General features: G+C 54.3%; 24 protein-coding genes. 18 read left to right on the top strand and 6 right to left on the bottom strand.

The features are described from left to right. Positions 1-6 precede the first annotated feature (6 nt). The 6 genes from ACYX34_RS00980 to ACYX34_RS00955 all read left to right on the top strand — a co-directional run bounded on the left by ACYX34_RS00980 (position 7) and on the right by ACYX34_RS00955 (position 6,478). The gene (locus ACYX34_RS00980; RefSeq protein ID WP_462074683.1) at positions 7-1,719 is read left to right on the top strand and encodes a hypothetical protein; all 1,713 of its coding nucleotides are present in this window, start codon (positions 7-9) and stop codon (positions 1,717-1,719) included. Between the two features lie 133 nt (positions 1,720-1,852). After that, a complete protein-coding gene (locus ACYX34_RS00975) occupies positions 1,853-3,613 on the top strand; it encodes a M36 family metallopeptidase (RefSeq protein WP_462074682.1) in 1,761 nt (586 codons plus the stop codon). A 187-nt stretch (positions 3,614-3,800) separates the two neighbouring features. Beyond that, positions 3,801-4,142, top strand: a complete 342-nt coding sequence (gene smbP, locus ACYX34_RS00970) for a small metal-binding protein SmbP (protein WP_462074681.1) — start codon at positions 3,801-3,803, stop codon at positions 4,140-4,142. Between the two features lie 343 nt (positions 4,143-4,485). Next, positions 4,486-5,415 (top strand): lipase family protein, encoded by a 930-nt coding sequence (locus ACYX34_RS00965; RefSeq protein ID WP_462074680.1) that lies wholly within the window; start codon positions 4,486-4,488, stop codon positions 5,413-5,415. 32 nt (positions 5,416-5,447) lie between these two features. Continuing rightward, positions 5,448-6,068 (top strand): short chain dehydrogenase, encoded by a 621-nt coding sequence (locus tag ACYX34_RS00960; RefSeq protein ID WP_462074679.1) that lies wholly within the window; start codon positions 5,448-5,450, stop codon positions 6,066-6,068. 185 nt (positions 6,069-6,253) lie between these two features. Further along, positions 6,254-6,478 (top strand): hypothetical protein, encoded by a 225-nt coding sequence (locus ACYX34_RS00955; protein ID WP_462074678.1) that lies wholly within the window; start codon positions 6,254-6,256, stop codon positions 6,476-6,478. 24 nt (positions 6,479-6,502) lie between these two features. Here ACYX34_RS00955 and ACYX34_RS00950 read toward each other — a convergent pair whose 3' ends face one another. From ACYX34_RS00950 to sthA, 3 genes are all read right to left on the bottom strand, one after another. Next, a complete protein-coding gene (locus tag ACYX34_RS00950; protein WP_462074677.1) occupies positions 6,503-7,546 on the bottom strand; it encodes a TIM44-like domain-containing protein in 1,044 nt (347 codons plus the stop codon). 214 nt (positions 7,547-7,760) lie between these two features. Beyond that, complete coding sequence (locus tag ACYX34_RS00945; protein WP_462074676.1) at positions 7,761-8,243, bottom strand: aminoacyl-tRNA deacylase; 483 nt, start codon at positions 8,241-8,243, stop codon at positions 7,761-7,763. Between the two features lie 241 nt (positions 8,244-8,484). Then, the gene (gene sthA, locus ACYX34_RS00940; RefSeq protein WP_462074675.1) at positions 8,485-9,888 is read right to left on the bottom strand and encodes a Si-specific NAD(P)(+) transhydrogenase; all 1,404 of its coding nucleotides are present in this window, start codon (positions 9,886-9,888) and stop codon (positions 8,485-8,487) included. Positions 9,889-10,158: 270 nt separating this feature from the next. On the opposite strand from sthA, the gene ACYX34_RS00935 reads away from it, so the two are divergent. The 3 genes from ACYX34_RS00935 to ACYX34_RS00925 all read left to right on the top strand — a co-directional run bounded on the left by ACYX34_RS00935 (position 10,159) and on the right by ACYX34_RS00925 (position 11,514). Continuing rightward, positions 10,159-10,725: a heme-binding beta-barrel domain-containing protein gene (locus ACYX34_RS00935; protein ID WP_462074674.1), complete on the top strand. Its 567-nt coding sequence runs from the start codon at positions 10,159-10,161 to the stop codon at positions 10,723-10,725. 324 nt (positions 10,726-11,049) lie between these two features. After that, complete coding sequence (locus tag ACYX34_RS00930) at positions 11,050-11,286, top strand: hypothetical protein (protein ID WP_462074673.1); 237 nt, start codon at positions 11,050-11,052, stop codon at positions 11,284-11,286. Positions 11,287-11,364: 78 nt separating this feature from the next. Then, positions 11,365-11,514: a hypothetical protein gene (locus ACYX34_RS00925; protein WP_462074672.1), complete on the top strand. Its 150-nt coding sequence runs from the start codon at positions 11,365-11,367 to the stop codon at positions 11,512-11,514. A gap of 78 nt (positions 11,515-11,592) precedes the next feature. On the opposite strand, the gene ACYX34_RS00920 is transcribed toward ACYX34_RS00925, so the two are convergent. From ACYX34_RS00920 to ACYX34_RS00910, 3 genes are all read right to left on the bottom strand, one after another. Next, positions 11,593-12,006: a hypothetical protein gene (locus ACYX34_RS00920; RefSeq protein WP_462074671.1), complete on the bottom strand. Its 414-nt coding sequence runs from the start codon at positions 12,004-12,006 to the stop codon at positions 11,593-11,595. 183 nt (positions 12,007-12,189) lie between these two features. After that, positions 12,190-14,184, bottom strand: coding sequence for a hypothetical protein (locus ACYX34_RS00915; protein ID WP_462074670.1), 1,995 nt, complete (start codon positions 14,182-14,184; stop codon positions 12,190-12,192). A gap of 208 nt (positions 14,185-14,392) precedes the next feature. Then, positions 14,393-14,860, bottom strand: a complete 468-nt coding sequence (locus ACYX34_RS00910) for a helix-turn-helix domain-containing protein (RefSeq protein WP_462074669.1) — start codon at positions 14,858-14,860, stop codon at positions 14,393-14,395. Positions 14,861-15,024: 164 nt separating this feature from the next. Here ACYX34_RS00910 and ACYX34_RS00905 point away from each other — a divergent pair, with 164 nt between their 5' ends. The 9 genes from ACYX34_RS00905 (at position 15,025) to ACYX34_RS00865 (ending at position 25,106) form a co-directional block, all read left to right on the top strand. Next, positions 15,025-15,366, top strand: coding sequence for a hypothetical protein (locus ACYX34_RS00905; protein ID WP_462074668.1), 342 nt, complete (start codon positions 15,025-15,027; stop codon positions 15,364-15,366). 53 nt (positions 15,367-15,419) lie between these two features. After that, a complete protein-coding gene (locus tag ACYX34_RS00900) occupies positions 15,420-16,256 on the top strand; it encodes a TrmH family RNA methyltransferase (protein ID WP_462074667.1) in 837 nt (278 codons plus the stop codon). Positions 16,257-16,328: 72 nt separating this feature from the next. Continuing rightward, positions 16,329-17,600, top strand: a complete 1,272-nt coding sequence (locus ACYX34_RS00895) for a TolC family protein (protein WP_462074666.1) — start codon at positions 16,329-16,331, stop codon at positions 17,598-17,600. Positions 17,601-17,674: 74 nt separating this feature from the next. Continuing rightward, positions 17,675-18,811: an efflux RND transporter periplasmic adaptor subunit gene (locus tag ACYX34_RS00890; protein ID WP_462074691.1), complete on the top strand. Its 1,137-nt coding sequence runs from the start codon at positions 17,675-17,677 to the stop codon at positions 18,809-18,811. Then, positions 18,811-22,038: an efflux RND transporter permease subunit gene (locus tag ACYX34_RS00885; RefSeq protein ID WP_462074665.1), complete on the top strand. Its 3,228-nt coding sequence runs from the start codon at positions 18,811-18,813 to the stop codon at positions 22,036-22,038. The genes ACYX34_RS00890 and ACYX34_RS00885 overlap by 1 nt, the downstream gene beginning before the upstream one ends. 54 nt (positions 22,039-22,092) lie before the next feature. Further along, positions 22,093-22,428 carry a c-type cytochrome gene (locus ACYX34_RS00880; protein WP_462074664.1) on the top strand — a complete coding sequence of 112 codons (336 nt, stop codon included), beginning with the start codon at positions 22,093-22,095 and terminating at the stop codon, positions 22,426-22,428. A gap of 612 nt (positions 22,429-23,040) precedes the next feature. Further along, positions 23,041-23,253: a hypothetical protein gene (locus tag ACYX34_RS00875; RefSeq protein ID WP_462074663.1), complete on the top strand. Its 213-nt coding sequence runs from the start codon at positions 23,041-23,043 to the stop codon at positions 23,251-23,253. A 292-nt stretch (positions 23,254-23,545) separates the two neighbouring features. Beyond that, a complete protein-coding gene (locus ACYX34_RS00870) occupies positions 23,546-24,175 on the top strand; it encodes a hypothetical protein (RefSeq protein WP_462074662.1) in 630 nt (209 codons plus the stop codon). 658 nt (positions 24,176-24,833) lie between these two features. Next, positions 24,834-25,106 (top strand): hypothetical protein, encoded by a 273-nt coding sequence (locus ACYX34_RS00865; protein ID WP_462074661.1) that lies wholly within the window; start codon positions 24,834-24,836, stop codon positions 25,104-25,106. Positions 25,107-25,687: the final 581 nt, after the last annotated feature.

The raw sequence follows: 25,687 nt of genomic DNA, 5'->3' as shown, positions 1-25,687 counted from the left end.
GTTGTTATGTCATCCATCACGACATGGTCGAGGTTAGAGCCCAACGTCCGAGGTGCATCGCAGCAGGAAACACTCAAGGCCAGAATCTATGATCCCTTGTGGCTGTTGGCGCGCCAGTGGCAGCTTGGCGAGTTACAGGGGGATGACAATGGCACACCCGTGTCGGCTCGGCTGCGAGCCGAGTGTGCGGAACTGACCAGGTATCTTCCGAAAAACAGTGCGGCGAAGCCGGTGAAATTTGACCCGAAGAAGGTTCCGTTGGAGACGTTTGTGGAGCGTGAGGCCGTACATCCTCAGCCTGGTACGCTTGTGCGGTTGCGTGTGATCGTCGAAGCCGGACAACACTTCTTACGGTTGATGGCACGCGCTCCCTACGGCACGAAATATCACCAAGGTTTCCTGGCTGCGTTTCCGTTGCCGACGCGCAGTGAGGCGCTCGCGGCTGATGTCGACACCGAGGCACAGCGATTCCTTGCCGTGATGTCAGGCCGCGTTCCGGACGGAGTCACGCTCTATGGCAAACTAAAAAACACACCACTCCCAACGACACCGGTGATTGATCTTCCCGATGCCGGGGCGTTTGCGACGACGAAGGATGCATTTATTCGTTGGTACGAAGCCTTGTTCAGCGAACCGACTGGTCAAGCCGAAGCATGGTCGCCACAGCGTATGGAATATGCATTCTCCGTCGAAGCACCAACCAGCCCACCAAGGGTGTTGACGTCGGACTACTACGACGGTGAACTCGACTGGTACGACTTCGACGTCAAGATGGGCGAGACACTCGGCGCGAATGAAGATCGAACGTCCGGCGTCAACCCGCTCCCGATCACCCGTACGACCATTCCCGCACCGGTGACTTATCGGGGCATGCCGGCCTCGCGCTGGTGGGAGTTCGAAGATGCATCCGTAGATTTTGGTGCCGTGGAGTCCGACCCTGACGATTTGGCTCGCATGCTGTTGGTCGACTTTGCCATCACGTATGGCAACGACTGGTTTGTAATTCCCGTGGACGTTCCTGTCGGCTCGATTTGCAGGATCCACTCGCTGGTCATTACCGATACATTCGGCGTCCGCACCTTGATTCCATCGATCGATCGATCCACCCATCCTGCTTCGAGTCACTGGCGGATGTTCAAAAACAGCGGCAATGCGGATACGCCGACGAATCTTTTCTTGGCTCCGACCTTGAAACGTACCATGGAAAGCCAGCCGCTGGACGACGTGTTGTTCTTGCGCGACGAGATGGCCAACCTTGCTTGGGGGGTTGAACGGATCGCAGAAGGGGCCTCCGGCCGCCCGCTGAATCGGCGAGACGATAAGCTTGCCAGGAGAACTCGTAATCAACCATCGACGTCCGAACCTTCCAGCGACGGTGCGCTTACATGGCGCCTCTCGACAGAAGTCCCTGGCTATTGGATTCCCCTCATCCCGGTTCAGATTCAGGGCAACCAACATGCCATCCGTCTCCGTCGCGGTACAGTTCTCCGTCAGGACGGCTCTCTCAAGCCTCAGCCTGCCATAAGCCAAATTTTGAAACCGAGCGCAGGGCCATTGGATATTTTTGAAGAAGAGATCCCACGTGAAGGTGCACGCGTTACTCGCTCCTTCCAATACGCGCGCTGGTTCAACGGCAGTCCACTGTTGTGGATTGGTCGACGTAAAACGGTCGGCCGCGGAGAAGGTTCGAGCGGCTTACGCTTTGACGTGGCTGAGTAGCGCTGTGTTCGGTAGGGTGCCCGATTTCTCGTATAAGAAGTGCGTAAATAGTTTCCGCTGGTTGATCTCGTGTGCTGATAGAGGCGCTTGTATGGAGTATTCATGGCCAGTTTCAGATAAGGAGTTCCGCCCCATGAAACAATCTCCGCCTTCATGGCTGTCTCATCTGGCTTGCATGTCCCTCGCTCTCTTCCTCGTCCTCGGTGAGTTTATGCCTTCTCACGCATGGGGAGCCCCCGATCCTGCTTTGCCAGGGAAGCAAGGTGGCCTTCATCAGCCAATACAACTGGCTGGAAAAGCGGATCCAAATCTCCTTCCGCTCTGGGCGGTGCTTGAGGGGAAGGCAAAGGGCAAAATCACTGGATTCTGGAGACATGGATCTGGTTCACCGCACACCATCTATGGGGCGCTTTCTGAAACCATGAGACCGTCCGAATCATCGGTGCGACGATTCCTGTCTGAGCATGCCCAACTCTTCAGGCTCGATTCGACTCTCACCGACCTGTCTGTGACAAAACAGACTGAGAGCCTCATCGGTTCCCAGTTTGTCTTCACGCAACGACATCAGGGCATTCCGGTCTATGACGGGCAGATCAAAGTGCAATTCGACGGAGAAGGTCGAATCAGAGCCGTCAATAATTCATATGTTCCACTGGTCGGTCTCGTCGATCCGACTCCGGTGATAACTCGTGATGAAGCCATCGCAGCGGGGCGCACCCACCTTGAGAAGAGTCAATCTCAAGGGCTTTCCGATGAAGCCGTTCCGCCCCCGACCGCCAGCCTGGTTGTCTATGTCGAGGAGGGCACGCCCACGCTAGCCTGGGAAGTGATCCACCACACATGGGGACCGACCTGGCAAATATTCGTCGACACCAAAACCGGCCAGGTGCTGAAACCCACGGAGGATCTGAATCGGTACGCCCCGCCGACCCGAGGGGTGGGACAGGTGTTCGTCACGAATGCCGTTGTAGCCACGGGCGACCCATCATTGCGAGACAACGACGATGCAGCGTCGACTGTCCCCTCGTCGGCTTACAAGACGGTAGGCTTGGAGCGATTGTCAGGAACCGGCTATCTGGAAGGAGCCTATGCCTCAAGCAGTGCTTCGAAGAAGCGTGTCTACAGCCCGACTCATCAATTTCTCTTCGATCGGAGCCTCAATGGGTTGAGTGAAACGATGGGCTACTACTTTTTGGATTTCGCCCAACAGCGCATCCAAGAGTTAGGGTTTACCGGTGCCAAGTCGATCAACGCTCGACAGCAAGTGTTTAGTATTGATCGTTATGCGAAAGATAACTCCTTTTTTTCCTCTTCCTCCAAGAACATTACCTTTGGGACAGGCGGCGTCGATGATGCAGAAGATGCCGAAGTGATCTGGCACGAGTACGGACATTCGATTCAAGACAATCTGGTTGAACGGTTCGGCAATAAGGCTGAGTCAGGAGCAATGGGGGAGGGATTTGGGGACTATTGGTCTGGGACGTTAGGAGAGCGGTACAACACGATCTTGCTCAATGGGGTCCCTGAAAAAGTCTGTCTGGCGGAATGGGATTCGACGACCTATCGAACCGGCACGCCCACGTGTTTGCGGCGTTTGGATGGGAATAAACATTACCCTGAAGACATGGTTGGGGAAGTACACGACGATGGGGAAATGTGGTCAGCGGCGCTGTGGCTGATCCGCACAGCGCTCGGTGCAGACAAGGCTGATCGTGTCATTCTGCAGCATCATATCCTGCTCTCCAAAGATGCCACGTTTAATATGGCGGGACATGCGCTGATAGAGACGGCATGCTCGTTGAAATATCCGGTCTCGGAACTGGCAAGAATTCTCCGCGCGAGAGGATTTGAAACGAACGGCACGCCGTTTCCTAACGCTTGTCAAATTCCGTGAGGGAGCTGAGGCAAGAGCATGAGACGCAAGGCATCATCAGGGTGTTCCGGGAGGAGTTATCGGAAATGAACTGCTTATCCCTTGTTCATCCATTCTTGACAGGCAGGGGAAAGGCCGTGCTACGGTGGGCATAAGAGTGTGGGCTGGCCTTATCTGTAGCGGATTCTTAACCAAGGAGGGGACACTGATGATCAGTACATTCTGTCGTGGTGTAGCGGTTCTAGGTACGCTTGGGATGCTGGTGAGCGTCCCTGTGCTCAACGCTCAACCGTCTCCAGCCGGGAACGTCTTAGACTCCATTGCGCACGCGAAAGAAGCGGTGGAGCATGGTAAACAAGGGCATGCTGACGCAGTGGCGACGCATGCGGAAAAGTCACGGAATTATGCCGAACGAGGCGGGAAAAATCCGCATTTGGGCGAAGGGATCAAGCATCTGACGGAAGCCATTGAGCATGGTAAGGCGGGCCATGCCGACGTTGCCACGCAACATGCCGAAGCGGCGCTGACGCATTTGAACGAAGCAAAGTAAGAATCAAGGCCTTCAGTGTCAGCGATCTCGTATGAACGGGTAGGGGAGCGGTCCCCTACCCGTTTCTGTTTATGGAGAAATGCCGTCGAGGAGAAACGGTGTAAATTTCAGGTTGTTGCCTGTCATGCTCCTCTCTGCCGATGACTCAGTGACATTGGCTTGGGTCACGGATGATAACTGTCGATAGCAATGGAGGCGTAGCTCATGTAGATTTGTCGTCGCCGCATGTGACCTACATGGTGTTTCAGTCGGCGGGGGAGCAATTGAACGGTATTCCCTCTTGAGATGGGGTGGGCGTGTCTTTAAACAGAACAGGAATTGACAGCTCTCAGAGTCCTACGATATGGGTTCGACTAGGTACAGTATCGTTGAAAAGGAACCGACCATGAAGGCGGTTCAAAACAGAGGTCGAACTTTTGATGCACTGTTCAATCCAAAATACTACGCCCCGTTTCCTGGCATTGATAGACCAGACAGATTCCGAGCTGTGTGGCGAAGCGATCCTGATTATGTCTTCGCGAACATAGCGCATGCGGCGTATGTGGATGATGCATTTAATCAGACCTTGCTCGGGAAGCTGGGGGCAACCATTAAGTCTTATGCCAGCGAGGCGGATCACCACGGCGTTATCAGAGGACGACAGGCGATCTTGGTGCATTGGGACGAGGTTGCGATTGTGTCGTTTCGTGGAACGGAAGGGACAGAACAGGTCACCGTTCAAACGCCGGAGTTTTTACGAAAGGCGGCGGAAGTTGTCGGCTTCGAACTACCAGAGCGACTGAACACATTTTTAGCGACGGACATTCTCGACGATCTGAACTTCCTCCAAGTTCCTTACAATGGAGCCGAGGTTCATCGGGGGTTTCTAGCCGCAACAATGGAGCTCTGGCCGAAGATTGAGGCCGATCTCAATTCGTTCCAAACAACCGATGATAGGGAGGTGTATGTGACGGGGCATAGTTTGGGGGCGGCCATGGCGCTTATTGCGGGGATGACCCGCAAGTTCAACCGGATTGTGACCTTCGGCGAGCCACGTGTGGGAAAGCACATCACACAGAATAGCCTCGTTGTCTCAACCCCCCACACGCGCTATGTGAACGACCGTGATCCTGTGACGACCATTGTGCCGACCGTACCGCCATTCTCCTTTGAACATCATGGTGAGGAGCGGCCAATCTCAGATTCGAAGAAGAACGACGACAATCGGCTCTTCGACCATTCGATCATTAACTATGCGCAAATCCTGGGAGATGGAGTGGCGGGGGTGAGGTAGTTAGAAAATCTAATGCGTGAAGGAAACGAGTGATGCGAGTCATTGTCGTTGGTGGAACAGGAACGATTGGGTCAGCCGTGGTGGCCGCGCTGTCGGCTCGGCATGAGGTGGTCGTAGCTGGGCGCAAGACCGGATCTGTGCATGTCGATTTGGCGTCGCCAGATTCGATCCGCGCGATGTTTCAGTCGGTGGGGAAATTCGATGCGGTGGTGAGTGCGGCCGGGCAGGCGAAGTTTGGGACTCTTGACGAGCTGATGGATACAGACTATCTGTTCAGTTTTTCGAACAAGCTCATGGGGCAGGCCAATCTCGCACGGATCGGTCGCCAGTTCATCACTGATGGTGGGTCGTTTACGCTCACGAGCGGGGTGCTCAGTCATGAACCAATCAAGGGCAGCGCCTCCATCAGCATGGTGAATGCGGGACTCGAAGGTTTCGTCCGGGCGGCTGCTCTGGAACTGCCGCGTGGGATTCGAGTCAATGTCATCAGTCCACCTTGGGTCACGGAAACATTGATTGCACGCAAGATGGATCCGTCGCACGGCATGCCGGCTGTGCATGTGGCGCAAGCCTATCTCGCGAGTGTTGAAGGGACGATGACGGGGCAGACGATCGATCCACGAAGGCTTGGAGATATAGAGCCTCACCAATGAGTGGAGATCATGATGGGATTGAAATGCGCGGGTAATACCTGCAATGGCGCTCTACAACGACTCTATTGGGGAACGAGTCGGTCGACATGTGCGGCTTTCGCCTGGATGCGAGATCTGGAGAAAGAAACAGGGGCGGAGCCAACCTTTCACTGACAGGAGTAGGTGGCTTCATTTATACTCTCAACATGTCTTATCGACCTGGTTCCTCTGCCGTTTCATTTTCAACCGAATCCCGCCGTACATTTTATGAGGCCCATCCTTCGATAGCCCTCTTCATGCTCATAGCCGTGTTCACAGCGCCGTTTGCGGGGCTCTATGTGGCAGGACTGTTGGGTGTGGTGATAGGGGTACTGGTCTCGGCTGCTGCGTATGTGCTCACGCCCTGTTTGGGGAAATGGCTCGGCGGCTGACTCTATGAGTCAGCCGCCTTTTGTTCACGACTCCTGCTGGATGGCGGACAGGAGCCATCGACCATCCCGCACGCGCATGAAAGTCCAGACTTCGCAGGACTCTGTCGGGGTGTCCATGCTGCCGTCGATCAGATGGCCGGGCTCTCCACGTGGGATTGTCGTGGAGACGGTATAGTCACGGGCATTCCAGCGGAGGTCCACAGTCGCATAGTCCGTGGTGTCTTCCGACCAGGCCTCGCGGACATCACCCTTGAGCAACACCACATCTTCCACACGGTTTTGGACTCCTCGACTATTGTCCGCGGCCAAGGCCGTATTGAAATAGCTCAGCACTTCCGGCGTCACACACCGGCGAAATGCCGCCACATCTTGTGTGCTCCACGCAGATTGGATATCTGTCAGTAGCTGCTGGAAGGTTGCTTTGTCTTCAGTGGTCACGGTGTAGGTACCAGTGTCGACTTGGTCAGGGGAGCTATTAGCCGAGACATCAAGAAGGCTTCCTCTTGTAGTGGTACTGCGTGAGAGTCCGGTAAATACCGGTGCAGGAGTCTGCTTAGACTTTCTGAAAAAGTAGAAGGCGCCCGCTCCGATCGCCATCAGGAGGAGAATGAGTCCAAAGGAGTTCCCTGATGGAGCTGTTGAGGTTGATCCTGACCCCGATCCGGATCCTGACTCCACATCCGTGGTCTTGGCGGTGCTTTCGGTCGCACCGAACAGCATATGACCGAGCCAGGTTCCAGCTAGACCACCTGCGATTCCGGCGAGGAGAGGATTACGTTGCCACCAGGAGGGAGCTGGGGTCGGCATCGGTTGAGACATGGGGCTATTGGTTGCCTGATGCGGTGGTGCTGCCGATGGTCTGGGTGTAGCTGACTGTTCGATGGGTTTGGCTCCGTTGTCCTGATAGGTTCGTGATCCGCGGCTACCAAAACCCATCGATGAATTTCCCCCGTGTGACCCACCCGAAAATCCTCCGCCTGATCCCCTCGCCTTTGCAAAGGAGAGGGTTGGCACGAAGAGGAGAGAAGCGATGAGACTGATCGCGATGAGGTGCGAATGTTTCACCATGTGATGTCCTTTCATGACGAGGTGACACATGCAGTGAGAGCACTGCTCCAGCATAACAGCTTTGGAAAGAAAAAACCGCACCTCGCTACCCCGTCAGATCAGAGGGCAGAGACTTTCGGTGGTGCTCGCTGGTCACACCAGCTGTGAATAATGCGTACCACGTGAGTCGATAATGGGGCGGTACGTTGGTCGAGGCCCTTACGAGACGATTCGTTCAGCAGCTCGCAGTCGGTGGCCGGTTAAACTCGGCGACTGTGGGAAATACGAGAGCCGCAAAATCCCAATAGCGCATCCGGATCGCTTCTGAGTGAGTCCCTGCCTCAAAGAGGATCTCCTCGTCCCTGATGAGTGAGCGGTCAACATAGACCGGAAGGCCGTAGAGTGTGCCGAGCGGCGGCATCGCGCCGACTTCGCAGTCCGGGAAAAGATGTGCGAGCTCCTCCTCGGTTGCAAGTCGGACGTGGTGGGTCCCAAATATTCTTCGCAGGCGTTGGAAATCAATTTTCGTGGGGGCCGGTAGGACCATGGTGACGAACCGTTCTTTGACTTTTACAATGACCACTTTGGCCATGGATTGTTCGGGGAGCCTGAGTGTCTTGGCGACGGCACGAGCGCGATCTGTTTGGGAGTGCGTCAAGATGTCGTAGTGAACGTGCTCTCGATCAAGGTGCGATTTCAGTGTGCGTGGAATTGGCATGGCTCTACCTCCTGGGGTGGCCCATCTCCGGAGGGAGATCGGCGGTGGGTGATACTGAGAGGGAACCTCTAATAGTCGGGATTGTGCTCATGACTACGACTCCACGTAGCTCATGATGATCAGGAAAGATAAGCTGAGTATATTCCTTTTCATGGTTTTAGCAAACCTTCTGCAGGCTCATGAGGCTGACTCCCGCCCCGGGCCGGTTCTCGTATGGTCGAACCGGTGGCCTGATGCCGATTCAATGTGATGAAGGCTGATGGTGCAGCCGATTGAGTCCGTCGAGGGCTGCGGTACGATAGCACTCGGCCATGGTGGGGTAATTGAAGACGTTATGGATGAAGTATTCGACCGTTCCTCCATAGGTCAGGATCGATTGGCCGATATGAATCAGTTCCGTCGCTCCAGCTCCAATGATGTGGACACCCAGCAGCGCGTGCGTCTCACGGTGAAAGATCACCTTTAAGAGACCATGGAGGTCGCCGCTGATGTGGCCACGTGCCATTTCTCGGAACAAGGCTCTGCCGGTGATGTACGGGATATGGCCGGCTGTGAGTTCTTCCTCCGTTACACCGACCATTGAGACTTCCGGAACGCTGTAGATGCCGTATGGAATGACCTTGACCTGGTGTGTATCGGACAGCTGAAACGCATGGCACGCCGCAAGGCGACCTTGTTCCATTGCCGTGGCGGCCAATGCTGGAAATCCTATGACATCACCAGCCGCATAGATGTGGGGCAGAGCCGTTTGATAATGCGCATTGACGGACAATTGTCCTTGCTGGTCTGTCGTCAGGCCGATGGCCGGGAGGTTCAGTGTGTCGGTGTTCCCGATCCGACCCATCGTGTAGAGCAGCATGTCGGCGGTCACGGTCTGTCTATCCTGAAGGTGTACGGTCGGGCGGCCCGCGTCGTTCACGGTAACATTCACACAGTCCTGCCCGAGCCTCATCGTGACGCCGTTGTGCTGCATCTGACCATTGAGAGCCTGTGCAATTTCCTGGTCCAAGAATCGTAACATCTGGGTTCGCCGATCGATGAGTGTGATGTGGATCCCAAAGGCAGCCAACATTGAGGCGTATTCAGTTCCGATGACTCCCGCACCGATGACGATGATACTGTTTGGGTTCTTGGTTGTACGAAGAAACGAATCGGAATCGCAGATGGTGAGATCATTAAATGGAATCTCTGGGGGGCGGCGAGGGCGTGATCCGGTGGTCACAATGATGACGCCCCCCTGGACTTGATAGACAGTTCCATTCGATCTAACAACGTTCAGCGTATGAGGATCGACAAAACTGGCAGTGCCCTGAAGAATCTCGATCTTATTGCGCGAGAGTTGATGACGGACGACATCAACCTCAGTGGCGATCACCTGTTCTTTTCGCACCATGAGGTCGGGGAGGGTAAGTCGGCTAGTCAGGTCAGTGCCCAGCTGAGCCAATCCCCTCCTGCTCAATCCATGGATGTAATCAATGGTGTCCCTAAGAGTCTTGCTTGGCAAGGTGCCGGTATTGAGCGAGGCACCACCAAGTTGCGGGGCTTTCTCAATGATGGCGACTCGTTTGGACAGTTTCGCGGCTTGGATGGCGGCCTTCTGGCCAGCTGGACCACTGCCGATGACAACCATGTCATACGACTGCATGGCGAGGCTCCTCAACCTGTTTCATTGAGATGTCGAAGGCAACAATATCGTGGAAGATTCGGCTCGCCAAGAGAAATGGGGATGTGTGACTTGGATCACAGCGATACCAGTCAGCAGGTGCATTCGGTAGCAGCCACCTTCTTTGTACGGTTTGCAATTTGCACCGTTTGAACGTGCTGGGTACAATACTTGGCTGTATTGTCACGACTCGATGGTTGAGGGGCGAGTGTTTCATCAAACGTTTCTGTGGAGGAGAGAAGGGAGAACACTGTGGAATCAAACGGTGCAGGCCAACTTGGACCACTGACGGTCTTAGCGGGTGTCTGGGAGGGAGACAAGGGCGCTGATGAGGCGCCATCAGATGATCGCGGGGCGGAGCAGAATCGGTTTCGTGAGAGGATCACATTTGCTCCGATTGGTGCGGTGCGCAATCACGAACAGGTGTTGTACGGTTTACGCTATGCGAGGGTTGCACATCGCCTCGGAGAGACTGATCCGTTTCATGAAGAGGTCGGGTATTGGTTGTGGGATCCTGGTGAACGACAGGTGCTGCGCTGTTTTATTGTGCCACGTGGGGTAGCCTTGATGGCTGGTAGTACGGTGGAGCCGACAGCCACATCCTTTACACTTGTGGCGGAGGGTGGGGCAGAGACCTATGGGATCTGTTCGAATCGGTTTCTCAATAGGGAGTTCAAGACGGTGCGCTATGAATTGACGGTAACGATTCTTGATGCGAATCGATTTCATTACAAAGAGGATACGCAACTTCGTATACCGGGACGGAAGGATCTGTTTCACCATACGGATGAGAATACGCTCACGCGTGTAACCATGTAGCCGGCTGGCGATGCCGGTCACGGCTATTAAGGGGGATCCATCAGTGATATGTCACTCCGACGCAGGAGGTCTCTTGAAACGAAGCCTTGGGGGTTGTATGGTGGATTTATGCGTCAAGTCCGTCTTTTCATATGGTCATTGGGGGTGGGGATTGTCGTTACCTCGAGTCTGTGCGGGGCACTTTCCCTTGCAGACCCTCTGAAAGTCGGACCCACTCCGATGGGGGTAGCGCTCTCCGGTACAATGGTACCATCCGCTCTTGTAAGGGCAGGGGATGTGGAATCGAAGCCGACATCATCTCTTTCGATAGTTGGAGAGACGGCTATGGCCTTGCGGACAATTCCAACCCTCTCAGCGCAGATTGCAGTGGGGCGTACGACAGTTATCCCCTATCTTGGTGCGGGGTTTGGTGGTGGCTATGCCACAGAATTCGACCGCTCCCTCCATACCCTGCCGGTTGCCTTCTCTAATCCTAACTCGACCACTGTCGGATTGAGGAATCTCTTTGGGCCGTATCTTGTGCCGAACGAGGTTCAGCTCGGTATTCGTTTTCCATTTTAATCTACCCAAAGCCGAAGGCTCCCTGCCAGAAGTCGGCCCTTATCTTCTGACATGACCCTCGTAGAAGAGAGGTGTTCCATGCAACAAGGGTATCGCCTCGTACTCGTCGATAAAGATGGAGTGCTCGTCAGTGAATTTCAATTGACGGAGAGTGCCCTCGGTCAGCCGGAGGCTTTTGTCGCAAGGTTGCGAGATGTGATCGAGTCCGTTGAAGAGGAGGAACCGTAACGCTGTTCTTGAGGAGAAATAGACAGAGTGATGTGGGCAGGACAACTGCCTGCCCACGGTTCCCTTCGTGAGGTCAGATTACTTTCCAACTTTTAAGAGCCAGCCGTCTGCGCGCTGACAGAGGGTAAGCCCTTCGGCAAAAATGTCGACCCGGACGTAGGAGCCCGTTGCACTGGCAGGCAGTTTGCCTTTGACCAGATAGCCATTACCTTGTGGTGTGATTGTAATCGGGACCTTCTCATCCTTGACGGTGACCTTAAGGCTATCAATACGGGTTGCCTTCGACGCCAGGAATGAGAAGTCTGACTTCGGCGCCGCCTCATTGCCCTTTTCATGGGAGTACGGGGCTGGCGTAAAGGCTGAAAAAATCACATCTGCACAAGAACCCTCTGCCGTGCCGATATTCGGACTGGCGTCATATGCCGAGACGTGACTCCCAATGCCGCAGATACTGGCTACCAACACGAGCTGTACAAGATTACGCAGACTCACGGTTATGCCTCTCTATAAGAAAATGGTGGATGATTAGGCCAACATCGATAAAGCGCCGGTATTTTCTACGTCTGAAAGAGAAAAAACAACCCCCTTCTGTCTGCTTGGTCTGTAGATTTAGTGGATATGGATACCCATCTCCTGTGATCATGGCCTGACGTGGATAGTGAGTCTATCGATGTCCTACCGGTCTCGGGAAAGGCTCCCCTGTGCATGAGAGGTGGACATACTGTTCGAGGGATGGATATTAGCGGATGGTGACAAGACAGTGTACTGGTCGTCGCCGGCGAGGTCGATGAATCCTGCAAGACTTCGTTCTGAGACTTCTCCGTAACCGGACTGGATTATGTAGTGGTCGTTGCCTCCCTCGTCCACAAAGACGGCCCAGCCGGTGTGGTCAGCCTTTCCAAGGCCGGTTGTGCGATCGAATGTATAATTATCATGACCGGTTCCCGCGTCAATGGTCAAGCTGACGCCATGGTCCCAAGCCACTCCCGCATTGTAATAGGGCCCTGTTGACCCATATCGATCGTTTCCATGATGGTCGATGAAGAGTGCGACACCATAATGGGCGGAGGCGCCATGGCCGTAGCGAGCTGCCTGATACTCATCCGTGCCGTCGAGGTCGAGCAAGAGTCCCGCACCGAAAAAGTATCCCATTCCTTGTGAGAAGTTAGCGCTCTGATAGCGATCGTGTCCCTTTAGATCCACAAGCAATCCGATGCCGCCCGCCAGGCTCTGGGCTTGCCATTCTGGTTGCTTCGTCAGGACCCGAGCACCGGCGCCTGTGCCAAGGCCGAAGCAGTCGTACTGAAATCCTGGATCGCCTGCTTTCACCGTGGGAGCCTCATGGGCGTTGTAGGCGCTGGGAATGGCGTCACCGCATTGGTACTGGTCGTCTCCTTCGGTATCAATGATGGCCCCGAGCCCAAGAGGTCCTCCAAACCCAAGGGAAAATCCATGGCTATGATGGTGATCGTTGCCTGCGGTATCGATCAAGAGCCCTAGCCCTCCGATTGCCGCCCCCTGAGTCAGTCGGTTGCCGAGGTACTGGTCATTTCCTTGTACATCGACCAGGATGCCCAGTCCCCCAAAACCTGCTCCACCCGATCCCGGAGAAAGTTCATAGCGGTCGTCCCCGGATCGGTCGAAGAGAAGTCCGATGCCGAGCCGACCAGTGGCTAATCCTAACGGAGCTCCGGTGTAGCGGTCATTGCCGGCGAGATCAATGACGAGAGCATTTCCATAGTGCGCGTCGTGGGATGCCCCGACGACACCGCGATACCAATCGTCTCCGCCAAGATCGAGAATGAGGGCAACGGGTCCCTCTAATTCATAGGTGTTTGGACCTGGGCCTCCAACCACGATGACCCCTTCGGGCGTGTTCTGGATCAGCCGCACCTCACCGGTGATGCCGGGGGGAACCTGTGCTGGAGAGACGGTATCTGGCAATACGGTTGCGAGCTTGTCGAGCCATCGCGTATTCGTCAACAGCGCCAAGACTTGGCCGGCTGCAAGGAGATGCTCGTACTTCACCCGCTCTTCCAAGAGCTTTGCAAACCTGGTGTTCGAGAGGATCTGTGACACCGTGACGTCAGAGAGTACAGAAATTTGTGGGGTATAGGATTCTGCCAGTGCTCGTCCGTGCTCAAAGAGGAAGGCACGTTCCTGGTCGGAAAGATCAGCCAGGGCACGTTCTCGATGGAGAGCGGCCTGGTGAAGGACCTCAAGGATGAAGGCAATCGTGCCGCGGCGATCCGAACCGGCAGGGATGGGGAGCGGCGTAACCGGCGCAGAGAAGCGATCCATGCCGGCCTCAAGCCTATCCAGAAGGGCTGGAAGATTCAGAGGTCTGACTTCGGCAAGTTCCGCAGTCAGGAGTCCATGACGTTCCAGTTTTCTCATGCCTTCCCAAGGGGCCTTCAGTGTGCCCGTGACTGCGCGCTGCTTGTATTGAGCTGGTCGTGCAGCCACCGTTTGATGGGTGGCAATGATCGTGGTATGCGTCTCATGGAGTGTGGAGTGGAGGAGGCTTTGGACAACCGGACTAACCCGATCAATTACCAGCTCGCTTGTGGCGGAGGAGGTGGCGGACCCCGGATGGATGGAAGAGGAAACGCGATTGCTGCTGCATCCGACAATCAATAGAGGCAGGATCAGTACGAAAAGTCCACGCATCAGATCCTCAAAGATGGATCGCGCACAAACTCAGTCAGCGTTCTCATTCCCGAAGTGTATCAATAGGGATTACATAGGAACAGTTTGTTCTACGAAATGGATGGGGAGGCTGGCCACACTATCACCGTTTTCTCCTGGGTCTGAGGTTTGCTGTGGCTTCGGGCCTTGAGGTAGAGCGGGGAGGAGGTGATCTCTTCGCGCAACCGGGCTAATCACTTGGTGGTTCGAAGTGTCCTGAAGGGCGTTGTTGCCAAGGGACGGTTGCTTGGCGGGATTGTTTGACTAAACTCCGCAGGCTCATTTCGGCGGCCCTCAAAAGTTTAGGATCACCGGCTTGCATAAGGGCCGTCAAGAGAACGAAGAGCGATCGGTCTGCTCGAGAGCCAGCCAAGATTCGATTGGTAACTGGGTCAGTCCCAGCCGCGTTCGGTTCTTCACCCTCATCATCTGATGAGTCCCCAAATAGGTATTCAAAGGATCCAGGATGATCAAACAACCATGAGGGTGGGACCTGGAGCGCATGAGCGAGTGACTCGATAGTGCCAGCTGTAGGATCCGTCTGGCCTGATTCGATCTGTTCGAGCAAGTCGTGGGGTAGACCGGCGACGCTTGCTAGCGATTCGACGGATTGCTTTCGTGCCAACCTCCAACCCTGAATGCACGTTCCGATGAACATGGCAGGATGATACACAATGAGAGAATTTGCTTCAAGAAACAAGACGCCATTTATCTAAATTGTATCATGTAATCAAATGGTTACAGGGCATTCCAGATTGCGCATCAGTTCAGTTATAATGTGAACGCTCGTTGTGGGGTATGTGTGTAAGGAGGTGGAAGTCTATGTTAGGGACGGATATTCGTGGCATCATGGCTGAAGAAGAAGAGGTGCAGCGTCGTCAGGAGGCTCTGAAATCGCTGATGACGATGAGGAGCAAGCAGCTGCGAGAATCGTTAGAGGATCGCATCAAGCGGGCGAGAAATAGCGGAGATTGGACCCAACTTTCTAAGGCGGAATGTGCCAGCCTGCACAAGCAAGAAAAAGCCCACTTGAAATCTCAGCTTGAACAACTCCAGTTTGAGCAAACCAGGACTCGGGGCAAGTTGACAGCCTTGAAGCGAGCGAAGGCTCGTGCTCAGCGTATTCGCGCGGCAGAAGCAGCGTCTGAACGAAGACGTCGGTGAGTGGTGGTCTTGCCGTTGTTCCAATTTCTTTAGGTACCTTGGCGGGAGGCTAGGTGGGAGCAGGGTTGCATCTCCAGACCCTGACTCGCGCGCAGGGCGCCCTGATTCGACAACTGCTTCGTGATAAGACGGTCAGGTCAAAAGAGGGTGCTTTTGTTGTTGAAGGGGCTACTCACTGCCTTGATCTCATTTCCCAACATCCGCAGGCGATACGAAGTCTGCTCATCTCGCCCAGTTATCTCCGTATCGAATGTGATGCTGATCGGACCACGCGATTAAAATTGCAAGGGCGACAGTTTCTCTGTTCGGATCTCGTCTTTCAGCGATTAACAGATGTAGAGACTCCGCAGGGTATTCTGGCCGTCGTTCAACAACCGCAGTGGGACGAAGGGCACATATTTAGACGGTCGAGAGTATTGGGGATTTACGGGGATCGGCTACGAGATCCGGCGAATGTCGGGGCGATTATCCGGACCGCTGCAGCGCTGGATTTGTCCGGTGTCTGGTTGAGCCATGATTCTGTCGATCACTTCAGTCCCAAGGTTGTCCGTGCTACGGCTGGTACGCTCTTGGCTCTTCCTGTGTTCTACACACGAGACATTCGAACGTTCGCATTGCACGGATGCGAACTGTATTCGGCACTTCTCCCAACGGCTGATAGTGTTCCACTCAGGAACATACGGACAATACCGAGCCGGCTCCTCTTCGCTGTCGGCAACGAGGGGACGGGGCTGTCACAGGACGTTGTGAAGGCGTCGAGCATCCGATTTTTCATCCCTTTGGCCGAAGGGGTGGAGTCGTTGAATGTTGCGGCGTCTGTGGCGATCTCGGCTTTCTATTTCAGTGGCCTGCCGGACGACTCACATGTCCCAATCCGTTCCTCGTCGTAGTCGCCAGAGTCATTTGAAAATAAAACGTATTCGGCCTACTATAACCTCATGGTGATGATGCTGAGGCAGAGAATGAGGAGAAGAGTTCTGCTTGCGTTCCTGTGTGCGATAACGATCACTTTTGGCGGAACGAGGGCTTCTGCGGAGCCGGATGGGCAGTTCTACAGTCTTGATATGATTGTCGACTTGACGTTGGCAAGAAATCCGTTGGTCTCGTTGGCGGAAGGTACGATTGAGCAGCAAAAGGGCCAGCAAACTGCGGCTGGCGCCTATCCAAACCCTACCGTTGGAGGTGCTGGTGGCCACGGGATGCTCCGTGACACGAGTCTGGTGGGTCCCGAGTCGAGTCTTACTCGACAGTCACTCACCGAATACAACGTGACCGTCGGGCAACCAGTCGAATGGCCGGCCCTCCGTTCGGCACGGCAACGAGTGGCGGATCTTGGCGTGGCCACGGCCAACGTCGGGATGTTGGAAGCTCGGTTGAATCTGGCCTCGCAGGTCAAAGTCGCCTTCTATGATCTGCTGCTAGCCCAACAAGATGCGGACCTGGCCAAGCAGAACCTCGATACTGTCGAAGGCGTGGCCAGAATCGTGAGGGCCCGTGTCAAATCTGGGGAAGCTCCTCAATTTGAATCCATCAAAGCAGAAGTGGAAGTCCTGAAGGCACGGCAGCAACTTGCCCGTGCGGATAATCTCGTTCGAATCAATCGTGTTGCCGTCGATACCTTGACCGGTGGTGCGCTGGGGCCCACGTACATGGTTCATGGTGAATTCAGAATGCTTCCCCGAGACTTGCGGATTGAAGGGCTCATGGCTCGGATGATGGACCAGCACCCAACCATCCAGCGCTTGCTGAAGTCCGTGGAACAATCGGACTGGAAGATTGAATTCGAACGACAGGCTCGCGTGCCGTCAGTCACCGTCAATGGTAGCTACTGGCGTGAGATAGGGAGGGAAGCGTTTCAAGGAGGATTGTCAGTGCCCCTACCACTCTGGTACCGGCGGCAGGGAGAGATCGCGTCGTCGTTAGGAGCGAAACGCCGAGATGAGGCTGAGCTGCTTCGGACACGTAATGAACTTGGGCGTGCCGTCTATCAGCATTATCAAGATGTCCGCACGACCGCCGAATTGATTGAGGTCTTCGATAAAGGATTGCTCAAGCAGGCTCAGGAAGCGTTGCGGCTTGCGCAGTTTAGTTTTCAACAGGGAGCGTCGAGTCTGCTTGAGGTATTGGATGCCCAGCGCGTGCAGCGACAGATCTTGCTGGATTATGGCCTGGCGCGGCATGACCTCTCCGTTTCCTTGGCCAGGCTGGAACAAGCGGTAGGGGGAATGTTGTGACCGCTCAGTGTCATTCCATCCAACCGTGGTCGTCGTATCTCAGCAGAGGACTGTGGAGTGCGTTGTTTAGCGTGATGATACTGGACGCAGGCTGTGATGGGACACCGAGTGATGTGGTAGCCAGTAAGACGCCGGCTGCGGTTTCTACTCCAGGACGTATCACGTTATCAGCGGAAGAATCGTCACGGGTGGGGCTGGTGGTTCAGCCGGTCGTCCGCAGTGACTTCCGGACGCACCGGGACTTTCCCGCAAGCGTGCAGCCCAATCAACGAAACATGGCGGAGATCACGACATTGGTTCGTGGGCGAGTGGTCGAGGTTTATGCCGATCTCGGGCAGGAAGTGAAGGCGAACGCGCCTCTGGCGATTTTGTACAGCAGCGAGCTGGGGCTGGCGCAGTCTGCGTATCTCAAGGCCAAGGCCAAGCTCCATGTGGCCGAGCAAGCCTTCAATCGTGCGCAATTCCTCCTACAAGAGCAAGTCATCGGTGAGGCCGAGTTGCAACGGCGTCAAGCTGAACTGCTGAGCGTTCAGGCCGAGGCTAATGAATCGCATGATCGGCTCAAGTTGCTTGGTATGAACGATGAAGAATTCCGCCGCCTTGAACGGAGTCGGCAGATTCGGTCGGTAGTGCCGATCGTGGCACCCTTCGGAGGGCGGATCATCGGCCGTAAGCTGACGCGCGGGGAGGTGGTCGAGACCACCGAAAATCTGTTCGTGATTGCGGATCTTTCGGAAGTCTGGGTGCTTGCCAACATACCGGAGAAAGACATTCCATTCGTCCATTCCGTTCACGCGTCGGGTGGTACTCAGGTTGAGGTGCGGATCAACGCCTACCCCAAGGAAGTCTTCAAGGGGACGATCACCTACGTCGGGGATGTGTTGGATCCCGTGACTCGGACCATGCAGCTAAGGATTGAATTGCCGAATCAGGACGGGCGGTTCAAACCCGAGATGTTTGCCACCATTCGACTCTTTTCAGAAGCGCAGCCAGACCGGTTGGCGGTGCCGGAAGCGGCATTGCAACGTGATCAGGGACGAACCTTCGTCTTTGTGCAACGGGGTGCGAACGAGTACGAAATGCGCGAGGTGAACATCGGTGAATCGAATGGTACGCTGACCTCCATCCTCGGCGGTCTCAACGAAGGAGAGTCGGTCGTCACACACGGTGCGTTTGTTCTGAAGTCCGAGTTATTGAAGAAACCTGTCTGATGGTCTCCCGCCTTCTTGACATCTCCTTGCGCCAACGGATGCTAATCATTATTTGCGCACTCATGATCGGTGCCGGAGGGGTCTATGCATTTCGAACTATTCCGATCGACGCGTTTCCTGATGTCACGAGTGTATTGGTTCAGGTCGTGACCAAGGCCCCCGGTCTCTCGCCGGCCGAGGTAGAACGGTTGGTGACCTATCCAATCGAGCTCCAGCTCACAGGGGTTCCCGCGCTCACGGAAATGCGTTCCCTCACAAAGGTCGGGCTGTCGCTCATTACGATTGTGTTCGACGACTCCATGGACATCAACTTGGCACGGCAATTAGTGTTGGAGCGATTGCTTGAGGTTGAGGAACAGCTTCCTCCAGGTGCCGAACCCATGCTTGTGCCTAACAGCACTGGCTTGGGCGAAGTGTTTCAGTATTACTTGCAAGCGCCTCAGATGGCTGCAGCTGATGCTGAAGTGGAACATCAAAGCTTAATCGCACAACGAACGATCCAAGATTGGGTCATTCGTCCCATTCTGAAAAGCACGCCGGAGGTCATCGACGTCAATTCGATGGGCGGGTACGTCAAACAGTATCAGGTGCTGGTCGAGCCAGGGCTCTTGCGAAAGTATAATTTGACGCTCCGAGAAGTCTTTGATGCTGTGGCGAAGAACAATGCGAATGCTGGTGGCAATATTCTGGAGAAACACGCAGAAAAATACATCGTGCGAGGAACGGGGTTGATCCGCTCACTTGAAGACATCGAGCGCATTGTGGTGCGGGAAACCGGAGGGACTCCGGTCTATGTTTCCGATGTGGCGCAAGTCGTGATTAACCATGCGGTGCGGCATGGCGCGACGGTTCTCAACGGGGATCGGGAGGTCGTCACAGGCATTGCGTTGATGTTGAGAGGAGGAAATGCACGAGATGTCGTCGAAGGCTTGAAGGCCCGTGTACAAGAGATTCACGCCAAAGGTCTGTTGCCGAATGGATTGCGGATTGTCCCGTTCTATGATCGTATCGAACTGATCACCGAAGCCTTGAACACTGTCTACAAATCACTGGCGGAAGGGGTCGTGCTGGTCGTTGTCGTCTTGTTCCTGTTTCTTGGCAATATCCGTAGCGCGCTCATCGTCGTGGGGACGCTGGTCTTGTCGCCGCTAGCTACATTTATCGTCATGGGACAGATTGGGCTGACCGCCAATCTGATGTCATTGGGAGGCCTCGCGATCGCGATCGGGATGATTGTCGATGGCTCGGTCGTTGTCGTCGAAAACGTCTACCGTCATCTCTCGCACCATTCGGCCGCCACCATACCGCGATTGCAGCTCGTCACCAATGCCGTGAAGGAAGTTGGACAGCCGGTCGTGTTTGGGATTCTGATCATTATCCTGGTGTTCCTCCCGCTCTTGTCGCTCCATGGCATGGAAGGCAAGATGTTCAAGCCGCTGGCCTATACCATCATGATCGCGCTCTTGGTGTCACTCTTTCTCTCCCTCACACTGTCTCCGGTTCTCTGTTCTCTCGTCTTGAGGCGAGGCAGTGAAGAAGATCCGTGGATCGTGAGAATGGCGAAAGGGCTCTATGCTCCTACGCTTCGGTGGGCGCTTGGACATCGAGTCATTGTCTTGGCGATGGCTATGGGGGCCCTCATTGGGGCACTGTCATTGGTGCCCTCATTAGGGACTGAATTCATTCCGATTCTGAACGAGGGGTCGGTGGCTCCACAGACGATTCGGCTCCCTAGTGTGTCGCTTCCAGCCTCCATCGAGATTGAAAAGCGGATGCAGCAGGCGATTATGGAGTTTCCGGAAGTGGAGATGGTCGTCTCTAAGATCGGTCGAACGGAGCTGGGCAATGATCCTCAAGAACCGAATGAAAGCGATCCCGTCGTTCGGCTCAAGCCGCTCGATCAATGGACGACGGCGAAGACCATGCCGGAGCTGATGCAGAAGTTCCGTGAACGGTTGACATCCGTCTCTGGGGCGACCTTTCTGATCAGTCAGCCGATTCAGCAGCGGGTTGATGAATTGATTTCTGGTGTGCGCACGGAAGCCACGGTGAAGCTGTTTGGTGACGATCTGGAGACCCTTCGGAACAAAGCTCAAGAAATCGCCGAGGTGCTTGAAACAGTTCGAGGTGTTCGTGATATCAAAGTGGAGCAATTATTTGGACAACCCTATCTGACGATCGATATCGATCGCAGTAAGATCGCGCGGCATGGGATCAACGTCGCTGATGTGCGAGAAATCATTTCAACTGCCATCGGAGGAGAGGTTGCCACTCGTGTCTATGAGGGGCAGCAACGGTTCGATCTTGTTGTGCGGTTTCCAAAACCCTACAGAGACGGTGTGGAAACGATTAGCAATATTCGGGTGAGCGATCAGGGCGGCGCCCTGATCCCCTTGGCTGATCTCGGCACCGTGCAGTTGGAAGAAGGACCGGGACGTATCAGCCGTGATCAGCTGCAACGGTACGTGTCGATCGGCTTCAACACACTCGGGCGGGATATCGGGAGTCTCGTGGCCGAGGCACAACAGAAGATTGATGAGCGCGTGGCGCTTCCGACCGGCTATCGGGTGACGTGGGGTGGATCGTTTGAGAACATGGAGCGGGCGATGGCCAAGTTACGGGTCATTGTTCCGATCACGATCGGGCTCATTTTCTTTCTCCTCTATTCCACCTTCAACTCCTTGCGGCAAGCGACATTGATCATTTTGAATCTGCCGTTTGCGCTGATTGGGGGAGTGGTGGCGCTGTGGCTGACCAAGGAATATCTCAGTGTGCCGGCTTCCATCGGGTTCATCAATCTTTTTGGTGTGGCCGTGCTGAACGGCATCGTACTTGTCTCGTACATGAACAAACTGCGTGAAGACGGGCACAGCTTGGACGATGCCGTGACATCTGGTGCTTTGCTTCGATTGCGCCCGGTCTTAATGACGGCGTTGGTCGCACTGTTGGGCCTTGTTCCTCTTGCGTTTGCTCAGGGCATTGGCTCGGAAGTTCAGCGTCCGTTGGCCATTGTGGTTATCGGTGGACTCGTGAGCTCGACATTGTTGACGCTGATCATGCTGCCAGTGTTGTACCAATGGCTGGAAGGCCGTGTACAGGATCCACGGCGTACAGGAAAACCGCCGAATGGAGCGGCGGTTGAGTTGCTCCATGCACCCGGCGATACGCATCATGGGAAGGGCGAATCACAGGTTACTCGCCATCCTGGCGAGATTCCATCGGTGTGATAGACAACTGATTGAGAAAAGATTGATCGCGATATGTGGAAAATCCCCATTCAAATGGTTGTCGGTGTAGGAGTCATTATCCTTGGCAGTCAGCTTACGATTGCAGCGCCGAAGGAGACTGTCCAGCCGAATGTCGACCAGATCAAAGGGAAACGGATTTTTTCAAAACATTGCGCGGGGTGCCATGGACCAGAAGGAAAAGGAGACGGGTATCTATTACTGGGGCCTGATCCGGCTAACCTGACAAGACCTGCAACCAAGAATAAATCCGACGCGATGCTGCTCCAGGCTATCCATGAAGGTAAGCCTAACATGCCATCATGGAAGGGCCGCTTGTCCGAAGTAGAGAGTCGAGCGGTCCTGGCCTACATCCGGGCACTGAAGAAATAGTCGTCTGGACAGTTTCGGTACACCTCTTTTCTTTTTCTTCAAGGAATTCAGGAAAAATCAAGAAGTCATCGTCTGAGGGATCCCCACAAGTACCTGCCTATACAGGTGTGCGATCCGTCGATAAAATGAATTCCTCATGGTGTGGAATGTGGTGCTGAGGTATCCTGCGCCCCTATCAGATAAGGTCTTTGTGGAGAGGCTTAGTAGGTTCCACCAGTTAGACGGCGTAGAGTGGACGGACACAGCAGCAAAGGCAAAGTTGTATGTTGGTTCGGCGATAAATGCCTGGTCTGCTATGGAATTTCTTGAAATAAATACCGAGTGGCGAGCGAAGAAATCCCTCGAGTAATTGGATCAATGGGGCTGCAAATGTCTGATCGTGTCAGGGTGCCAGCACTTCATGGATCTCCACCTGGGTGCGCCCCCATTGTTTTTAATAACGCCTGTGCGTCATGGCATCGGTTACGCGCGATGTTCATGTTTGCTGGTGCACGTGCATATATTTGGAACGCTGTTCTCTGTAACGGAGTCAGAGGCTCACGAGATTGACAAATCTTTCGTTCATAGGGAAATTAACTCACCATTACTCGAGTGTAATGCAGGAGCAGCATCGTGAAGCTTGAATCGTGGATCACACGCGCAGACAAGATGGAACGAAAGAGGGCTGGCACTGATTTGCTGGATGCCACTGAAGGAATGTTGAGCCAGCACAAGGCTGCTTTGGTGTCTCGGATTGTGAAGGAGGTTGTTGCGGGCCGAATCACAGTGGACCGAGGCGACCGAACTTTCGCAAGCGGTGAAGATGTCAGCTTTTTGAGCGGCTGAGGGCTTCATGATTTTTAATGAAGTCGTCATCTTGAATGGCAACCGGTGCCGTGCTGATCGCGGTGGGAAGGTCTAGCGATTGGCCACTTGCGACGCGTACAATAGCCGTTCTTGCGAGAGCAACGTTGTCTTGCGAGACATCTGTCTGGCCTTTGCCGGCAGTCATACCCAGTATCCATGCGAGATTCTCTACCGGTGAACGATGCCGAAACCTATTATTCGCAAAAACCATAACTCAAACGTTCATAGAAAGCCGAAATCCATGCTTGAGGTGATCACGGATCAAACCATAGTGAGAAGTCCTAAGTCTGGCAAACCCATTACAATTGCAACAGCCGTGCGTCAAGGGTTCATGAAAGAAATTGCTCGTGACGGGTTCAAAACCTGGGAGTGGGCCGATCACGCGTTTCCATCGGAGACACAGCATGAGAAGTTTGAGCGATCGGAGAGTCAACGAATTCTGAACTTCATCAAAGAGAACTCGGACCTTCCGCATCCTTGGGATCTGGGAGCAATTATCAAGACGGACAATGGACGGTTACGCTTGTGGTTTGAGATTTCTGAGCACACGTCTTCGGATGAAGACAGTAGAAGGTTAGACCAACTCAAGGAGTGGAAACAAAGACTGGTTCGTTTCGATGGAAAGCGCGATCCTCAACCTTACCCCATCTCATTCATACTCCATGGCTTGGAGCAGGCGAGCATGGTGAGTGATCGATTGAAGAACAGGCTCATCGCTGACGAAATCAATTCCTGGGTCGCAAAGCGCCTCGACGATTGGAAACAAGGGAAAGGAGAGGCACGTATGGGAATAAATATCGAACTATTCGATATGCTACGGCTGTGTGGAGTGGCCGATGAGCCTCCTGTGAATCGTAAAGTCCTCACGCCACTTGCTCGGACCAGGAAGAAGAAACGATGACCACGCCGATCCTTTTCGTCGGCTGACAATGTGTCGTGGCTCGGTACGACAAACATCAGGATTCTCTTAGCTTCTTTCCTATTGCAATGCTATTCCCTCTAGCGGTGCCGGCCTGAATCTACCGCCAGCCGTATTCATTACACCTTGAGCTGTCTTTAGTCGTTCGCTGAAAAACTCCAAGTTTCTACGATCGATTCCCTTTCTCTCGGACGTGAGGGCCTGTTTTGGAGTGTTTCACTCTGCCCTGTGCCCCCATTTGTATTGGCGGTCGAGTTTACCCTGTTCACCGAGCAGTTTCGGGATACGGACAAGGTTGTATCGTCGTCTTTCCACATCGAAGAGGATTCGCTCCACGCTGACCTAGCTGACCTATTGGTACCGAGGAAAGCGGTATCGCCCTGTTCTTGGGTACAACCTTCGGCTGGATCAGGAGAGAGAGTCGGCTCTCTCAGTTATCTCTATCATCCATGCCAATACGGTTGAGATTCCAGGACGATTGAAACAGGGCTTCCCTGGTGTTGAATCTAAGGCCATCTTGTTCTCAGAGTTTGTCTCCATCTATCTTTAATACCTCAGAGCCAAGCGACCGGATCACGACGGACGAAACGAGACGATCCTTGAGCTTCACTTATTGCCTCACTTTGGGGCCAAGCGATTGGTGGATATCTGCCTCGAGGATGGATTGGCCTATCTCGAAAAGCGGCGAGCTGATGTGACAGGATCGGAGGGTAACAGGCGTTCGGTCGCACTTGGGATGATCGAGCGAGAATGCGCCGTTGTTACTGCAGTACTTAATCTCGCGGTGGATATGGATCGCCTGGACAAGAATCGGCTCAAGCGGCTCCCGATTCCAGAATATGTCAATCGTGAACGAGTGGCCGAAGGTTGGGAGTTATCGAAGATTCAAGATGTCGCCACGGCCAATGTCTGACGGTTGGTTATGTGCGCGCTCCAGACTGGCCTTCGAGAGGGTAAGGCCATTGAGATTCATGGAGAGTGGCTACTGCAGAAAGCCGATGGATGGTGGATGTCTCCATCCCCTGGGAAGACGAGAACCAAGGGTGTTCCCAAGCTTATCCCATTCAACACTCTTGCCTATGAGGCTATCCAAGGCAACATGCCGAGAATCGGGGGGCGGTTCTTTGGTCAGTGGAAAGGTGGTAGCTCATTCAAGCATAGCTGGCTCAGGACCTGCGCTAGGGCAGGGGTACATAACCTCCGTGCTTCCATGATCTCCGCGTCATACCTTTTCAACGTGGCTCACTCAATGTGGTGTTGACTATGCTGTGATTCAAACATTGAAAAGGGAGCCGTTGCCAGGATCGGCGAAGTATTACATTCACAAGATTGCGGGATGCAGTAACACGGCTGGAAGCGTTTACAAAGGCAGTTCTAAGCGGAGAAAACGATGTTCAGGTGCCATTTGCACCTGAGATGGAATTGCTAAGTATGCGGAATGTGGTGCCGAGGGACAGAATCGAACTGTCGACACCAGCCTTTTCAGGGCTGTGC

It is taken from the genome of Nitrospira sp. CMX1, assembly GCF_054902215.1.
Note: the sequence above shows the minus strand (reverse complement) of the source record. Positions and strands in the feature narration are given on the sequence as shown.

Bases quoted from the DNA above. Each gene is read 5' to 3' on its own strand.
- ACYX34_RS00980 (WP_462074683.1), top strand. From the start codon at position 7: ATGTCATCCATCACGACATGGTCGAGGTTAGAGCCCAACGTCCGAGGT.
- ACYX34_RS00975 (WP_462074682.1), top strand. From the start codon at position 1,853: ATGAAACAATCTCCGCCTTCATGGCTGTCTCATCTGGCTTGCATGTCC.
- smbP (WP_462074681.1), top strand. From the start codon at position 3,801: ATGATCAGTACATTCTGTCGTGGTGTAGCGGTTCTAGGTACGCTTGGG.
- ACYX34_RS00965 (WP_462074680.1), top strand. From the start codon at position 4,486: ATGGGTTCGACTAGGTACAGTATCGTTGAAAAGGAACCGACCATGAAG.
- ACYX34_RS00960 (WP_462074679.1), top strand. From the start codon at position 5,448: ATGCGAGTCATTGTCGTTGGTGGAACAGGAACGATTGGGTCAGCCGTG.
- ACYX34_RS00955 (WP_462074678.1), top strand. From the start codon at position 6,254: ATGTCTTATCGACCTGGTTCCTCTGCCGTTTCATTTTCAACCGAATCC.
- ACYX34_RS00950 (WP_462074677.1), bottom strand. From the start codon at position 7,546: ATGGTGAAACATTCGCACCTCATCGCGATCAGTCTCATCGCTTCTCTC.
- ACYX34_RS00945 (WP_462074676.1), bottom strand. From the start codon at position 8,243: ATGCCAATTCCACGCACACTGAAATCGCACCTTGATCGAGAGCACGTT.
- sthA (WP_462074675.1), bottom strand. From the start codon at position 9,888: ATGCAGTCGTATGACATGGTTGTCATCGGCAGTGGTCCAGCTGGCCAG.
- ACYX34_RS00930 (WP_462074673.1), top strand. From the start codon at position 11,050: ATGGCCTTGCGGACAATTCCAACCCTCTCAGCGCAGATTGCAGTGGGG.
- ACYX34_RS00925 (WP_462074672.1), top strand. From the start codon at position 11,365: ATGCAACAAGGGTATCGCCTCGTACTCGTCGATAAAGATGGAGTGCTC.
- ACYX34_RS00915 (WP_462074670.1), bottom strand. From the start codon at position 14,184: ATGCGTGGACTTTTCGTACTGATCCTGCCTCTATTGATTGTCGGATGC.
- ACYX34_RS00910 (WP_462074669.1), bottom strand. From the start codon at position 14,860: ATGTTCATCGGAACGTGCATTCAGGGTTGGAGGTTGGCACGAAAGCAA.
- ACYX34_RS00905 (WP_462074668.1), top strand. From the start codon at position 15,025: ATGTTAGGGACGGATATTCGTGGCATCATGGCTGAAGAAGAAGAGGTG.
- ACYX34_RS00895 (WP_462074666.1), top strand. From the start codon at position 16,329: ATGAGGAGAAGAGTTCTGCTTGCGTTCCTGTGTGCGATAACGATCACT.
- ACYX34_RS00890 (WP_462074691.1), top strand. From the start codon at position 17,675: ATGATACTGGACGCAGGCTGTGATGGGACACCGAGTGATGTGGTAGCC.
- ACYX34_RS00885 (WP_462074665.1), top strand. From the start codon at position 18,811: ATGGTCTCCCGCCTTCTTGACATCTCCTTGCGCCAACGGATGCTAATC.
- ACYX34_RS00880 (WP_462074664.1), top strand. From the start codon at position 22,093: ATGGTTGTCGGTGTAGGAGTCATTATCCTTGGCAGTCAGCTTACGATT.